4 protein-coding genes and 2 pseudogenes are annotated in these 4,409 nt (G+C 61.4%); 4 read left to right on the forward strand and 2 right to left on the reverse strand.

The features are described 5' to 3' along the window. Nucleotides 1-273, forward strand: a pseudogene (locus tag ACGVJ8_RS04565) (thiamine-monophosphate kinase); the annotation flags it as partial. Nucleotides 274-350: 77 nt separating this feature from the next. On the opposite strand, the gene gap reads toward ACGVJ8_RS04565, so the two are convergent. Further along, complete coding sequence (gene gap, locus ACGVJ8_RS04570) at nucleotides 351-1,376, reverse strand: type I glyceraldehyde-3-phosphate dehydrogenase (RefSeq protein ID WP_392345832.1); 1,026 nt, start codon at nucleotides 1,374-1,376, stop codon at nucleotides 351-353. Between the two features lie 160 nt (nucleotides 1,377-1,536). Here gap and murC point away from each other — a divergent pair, with 160 nt between their 5' ends. Genes murC through ACGVJ8_RS04585 form a run of 3 tightly spaced genes read left to right on the forward strand, consistent with a single transcriptional unit; the run spans nucleotide 1,537 to nucleotide 4,211 of the window. Next, nucleotides 1,537-2,946 carry a UDP-N-acetylmuramate--L-alanine ligase gene (gene murC / locus ACGVJ8_RS04575; RefSeq protein WP_392345834.1) on the forward strand — a complete coding sequence of 470 codons (1,410 nt, stop codon included), beginning with the start codon at nucleotides 1,537-1,539 and terminating at the stop codon, nucleotides 2,944-2,946. Further along, nucleotides 2,943-3,845: a UDP-N-acetylmuramate dehydrogenase gene (murB, locus tag ACGVJ8_RS04580; RefSeq protein WP_392345836.1), complete on the forward strand. Its 903-nt coding sequence runs from the start codon at nucleotides 2,943-2,945 to the stop codon at nucleotides 3,843-3,845. The genes murC and murB overlap by 4 nt, the downstream gene beginning before the upstream one ends. A 24-nt stretch (nucleotides 3,846-3,869) precedes the next feature. Beyond that, nucleotides 3,870-4,211 (forward strand): YbaB/EbfC family nucleoid-associated protein, encoded by a 342-nt coding sequence (locus tag ACGVJ8_RS04585; RefSeq protein ID WP_392345838.1) that lies wholly within the window; start codon nucleotides 3,870-3,872, stop codon nucleotides 4,209-4,211. Here the strand turns inward: ACGVJ8_RS04585 and ACGVJ8_RS04590 are convergent. Continuing rightward, nucleotides 4,186-4,409, reverse strand: a pseudogene (locus ACGVJ8_RS04590) (ribosome small subunit-dependent GTPase); the annotation flags it as partial. The gene ACGVJ8_RS04585 and the pseudogene ACGVJ8_RS04590 overlap by 26 nt on opposite strands.

The raw sequence follows: 4,409 nt of genomic DNA on the forward strand, positions 1-4,409 counted from the left end.
CCCCGCGGCTGTGGAGCCGTTCTGCGGAACGACTGGCTTCCACTGGCCGAGGGCTGGCCTGAGGGGCCTCCATGGACGGATTGGTGCCTCGCTGGAGGAGAAGATTTTGAACTGGTGCTGAGCCTTCCCGAAGCCTGGGCGGATGTGTGGCAGGAATGCGTGCCAGAAAGCCAGCGAATCGGACAAGTCAATGCTGGAGCGGGCGTCATCCGCTGGGCTCACAACCACAAACAGGTGGACACCAGCGGATTTGATCACTTCAGCCAGCCCTGACCAGGGCGAAGTGGCGGAGCACAACCAAAAAAATCCCCCCCAGGTCGGGAGGGATCAAAAGAGCGATCAGCTGGCGATCACTTCCAGTTCTTGGCCACCACCTCGGCGAGATCAACAACACGTTGGCTGTAGCCCCACTCGTTGTCGTACCAGGCCAGAATCTTCACAGCCTTGTCACCCATGGCGTAGGTGAGATCGGCGTCGAAGATGGTGGACTCGTTGGTGCCGGCGTAGTCGGTGGACACCAGGGGCAGGTCGCTGTACTTGATGATCCCCTTCATGCCATTTTCGGAAGCCGACTTGATGGCTGCCTTGATGTCGTCGACGGTGGCGGCGCGTGAAGGACCAAAGGTGAGGTCAACAGCGGAGACATTCGGGGTGGGAACGCGCATGGCGAAGCCGGTGAGCTTGCCCTTCACCTCGGGGTAAACCAGAGCCACAGCCTTGGCCGCACCGGTGGTGGTGGGGACCATGTTCAGGGCTGCAGCACGGGCGCGGCGCAGGTCGCGGTGGCTGTTGTCCAGGATCCGCTGGTCACCGGTGTAGCTGTGAATGGTGGTCATCAGACCCCAGTCGAGGCCGAAGTTCTGATCCAGAACCTTGACAATCGGGGCCAGGCAGTTGGTGGTGCAGCTGGCGTTGCTGAGGATATCCCAGTCCTCGTGGCGGTACTGGTCGTCGTTGACGCCCACCACGAAGGTGCCGACACGATCACCCTTGCCAGGAGCGGTGAGGATCACCTTCGTAGCGCCAGCCTGGATGTGCATGCTGGCCTTCTCATCGGTGTTGAACACACCGGTGGATTCGATCACCAGGTCAACGCCCCACTCTTTCCATGGGCAGTTGAGGGGATTGCGGTCGGCAAAGAACTTGATCTCCTTGCCGTTGACGAACATCGAGCGGTCCGTGGTTTTGATGTCCACGGAAGGATCAAGACGACCCAGGATGGAGTCGTAGGTCAGCAGGTGAGCGCTGGTGGCGGGGTCGGAGGTGGAGTTCATCCCCACGATCTCCAGGCCGGTGTCAGCGCCACGGCTGATCCATCCTCGCAGAACATTGCGACCGATCCGGCCGAATCCATTGATCGCAACGCGCAGGGTCATGGGAGAAGCGGCAAAGCCGCGCAAGGGTTTTGGGCGCCGATTATACAGAAATCAGCAGAAATACCTTGTTTACCCCCGCCCGAATCGGCTCAATCAGGCCCTCAGCACGGCAGACAAGTAGAAGCGACTGACCTATCTTTCTCCAGACTGAAGCCCTCCGTTGCCGCGCCTACTCGACCGTCAGACACCAGTCCACTTCATCGGTGTCGGCGGAATTGGCATGTCGGCTTTGGCTCGGATTCTTGTGGACCGCGGTCACCCGGTCAGCGGCTCAGACCTACGTGACAACACGACAACGCAACAACTGAAGAGCCTCGGGGTGAAGGTCTTCCGCCAGCAGGACGCAACCTGCATTGACGCCGTCACGGAATCGGCGAACGATGGTTCACCGGTGGTGGTGATCAGCACAGCCATCCCCGAGAGTAATCCGGAACTGCAACGGGCTCGCCAGCAGGGCCTGGAGATCTGGCATCGCTCTGATCTTCTGGCGGCTCTGATCGATCAGCAACCCTCCATCGCAGTCGCCGGCAGCCACGGCAAGACAACCACCAGCACTTTGATCACCACCTTGCTGCTGGAGGCCGATCAGGACCCAACCGCTGTGATTGGAGGCATCGTTCCCAGCCTCGGCAGCAATGGTCACACTGGCCAGGGAAAGCTGCTCGTAGCCGAGGCGGATGAATCCGACAGATCCCTGGTGAAGTTCAGCCCCAGCTTGGGGGTGATCACCAACCTAGAGCTCGATCACACCGATCATTACTCCAGCCTCGACGACCTGATCTCAACCCTGCAGCGCTTCGCAGCTGGTTGCGATCGCGTGCTGGCCAATCACGACTGCCCGATCCTGCAGGAACACTTCCAGCCAACGGCCTGGTGGTCCAACCAAAGTGCTGAATCTGTCGACTTCGCCGCCCTGCCTCTGAACCTTGAAGGCGATCGCTGCGTCGCCCGTTTCTACGAAGCAGGCCATCCCGTTGGCGAGTTCACCCTGCCGATGGCGGGGCTGCACAACCTGAGCAACGCAACAGGCGCTTTGGCAGCCTGCCGGATGGAAGGTCTGCCCTTTGACCAGTTGGTGGAAGGCTTCGCTGGCCTGAAGGCACCGGGCCGCCGGTTTGATCTCCGGGGCACCTGGAAGGGCCGTCACATCGTTGACGACTACGCCCACCATCCCAGTGAGGTGACGGCAACCCTGGACATGGCACGCCTAATGGTGAGCAGTGGCCGCAGTCCGCTCCCCACAGCACCGCAACGGCTGCTGGCGGTGTTCCAACCGCACCGCTACAGCCGCACCCAGCAGTTCCTCGATGGTTTTGCCCAGGCTCTACAGAACTGTGATCTGCTGCTGCTGGCTCCCGTCTATGCGGCAGGAGAGCAACCCTTGCCTGGCATCTGCAGCAACGCCCTGGCAGAACGGGTCCGCCGCCTGAAACCGGATCTTGAGATCGCCGTCGCAGAGACTCTCGATGAACTCACCGAACTGGTGATCCAGCACAGCCACGAGCAGGATCTTGTCCTGGCCATGGGTGCTGGCGATGTGAATGGACTATGGTCAAGGCTGACATCATGAGCCAGTGCAATGCCCGCCTGCCCCAGGCCGGAGTTAGCCTAGCGGACTGCACCACCTGGCGGGTGGGAGGAGCAGCCGAATGGCTTGCGGAACCCGCCAGCCTTGAGGAAACACAGGCCTGGATCGAGTGGGCCGCTCAACAGGACATGCCCTGCCGCGTGATCGGAGCCGGGTCGAACTTGCTGATCCACGATGACGGCCTGCCGGGGCTCTCGCTCTGTTTGCGCAAACTTCAGGGGCTGCAGCTTGATGCAACCACTGGGACCGTGGAGGTGCTCGCCGGTGAACCGCTCCCATCACTGGCAAGACGCGCTGCACGCGCTGGATTACATGGCCTGGAGTGGTCGGTTGGCATCCCGGGAACCGCTGGCGGGGCCGCTGTGATGAATGCAGGAGCGCAAGGAGGCTGCACGGCGGAATGGTTGGAGTCGGTGCAGGTCATGCCCCTGGAGGGGGGCGAATGCTTTGATCTGCAGCGCGATCAACTGGACTTCGCCTACAGGCATAGCCGGCTCCAAGAGGACAACCTCGTGGTGTTGTCCGCACGGTTCCACCTGGAGCCCGGTCACGATCCCAACGAACTGAAGCGGGTCACCACCGCGAACCTGAGTCACCGCACCACCACGCAGCCTTATCAACAACCCAGCGGCGGCAGTGTCTTCCGCAATCCCGAACCGCTCAAGGCCGGACGGCTGATCGAAGAGCAGGGGCTGAAGGGCACCCGAATCGGCGGCGCTGAAATCTCAACCATGCATGCCAATTTCATCGTCAACACCGGTCACGCCCAGGCGAAAGACATCGCACAGCTGATTCACCTGGTGCAAGACCGCGTCGAAGTCGAGCATGGAATCCGTCTGCACCCCGAAGTGAAGCGGCTGGGATTCGCTTCAGCGGCTTAACCTTTCGACTCTCACAGGATCGCCATGGCAGGGTTCGGACTCCCCAATTTCGGCCAGCTCACCGAAGCCTTCAAGAAAGCGCAGGAGATTCAGCAGAACGCTCAAGTACTGCAGGACGAACTGGACGAAATGGAGATCGAAGGCCAGAGCAACGATGGCCGTGCCAGCGTTTGGCTGTCGGGCAACCAGCAACCCCTACGGGTACGCCTGGACCCAGCCCTGCTACAGGAGGGCCAACAGGCCAGCGAGGCGGCCACCCTGGAAGCCCTGCAAGCGGCCTATGAGCAATCCACCGCCACGATGAAGGGCCGCATGGAAGAACTCACCGGTGGCCTAAACCTCAACCTCCCCGGGATGGGCGGCTGAGGCAGCTCTGCTCGATCAACGCAACCTTGTAAAGGGCATAGCGTTCCCAGTCACTGGACACACCGCAGCCAGGCTCACCGCGATGCAGGCAGTCGCGGAAGCGACAGGGCCAGGGATCAAGTTGCTGCCGCAGCTCCGGAAAGAGAACCCCCAGTTCCTGGGGGTCATCCGGTAGATCGGGGCGGTTGAACCCGGGGG

The sequence above is a fragment of the Parasynechococcus sp. genome, from assembly GCF_042954245.1.
GTDB lineage: Bacteria > Cyanobacteriota > Cyanobacteriia > PCC-6307 > Cyanobiaceae > Parasynechococcus.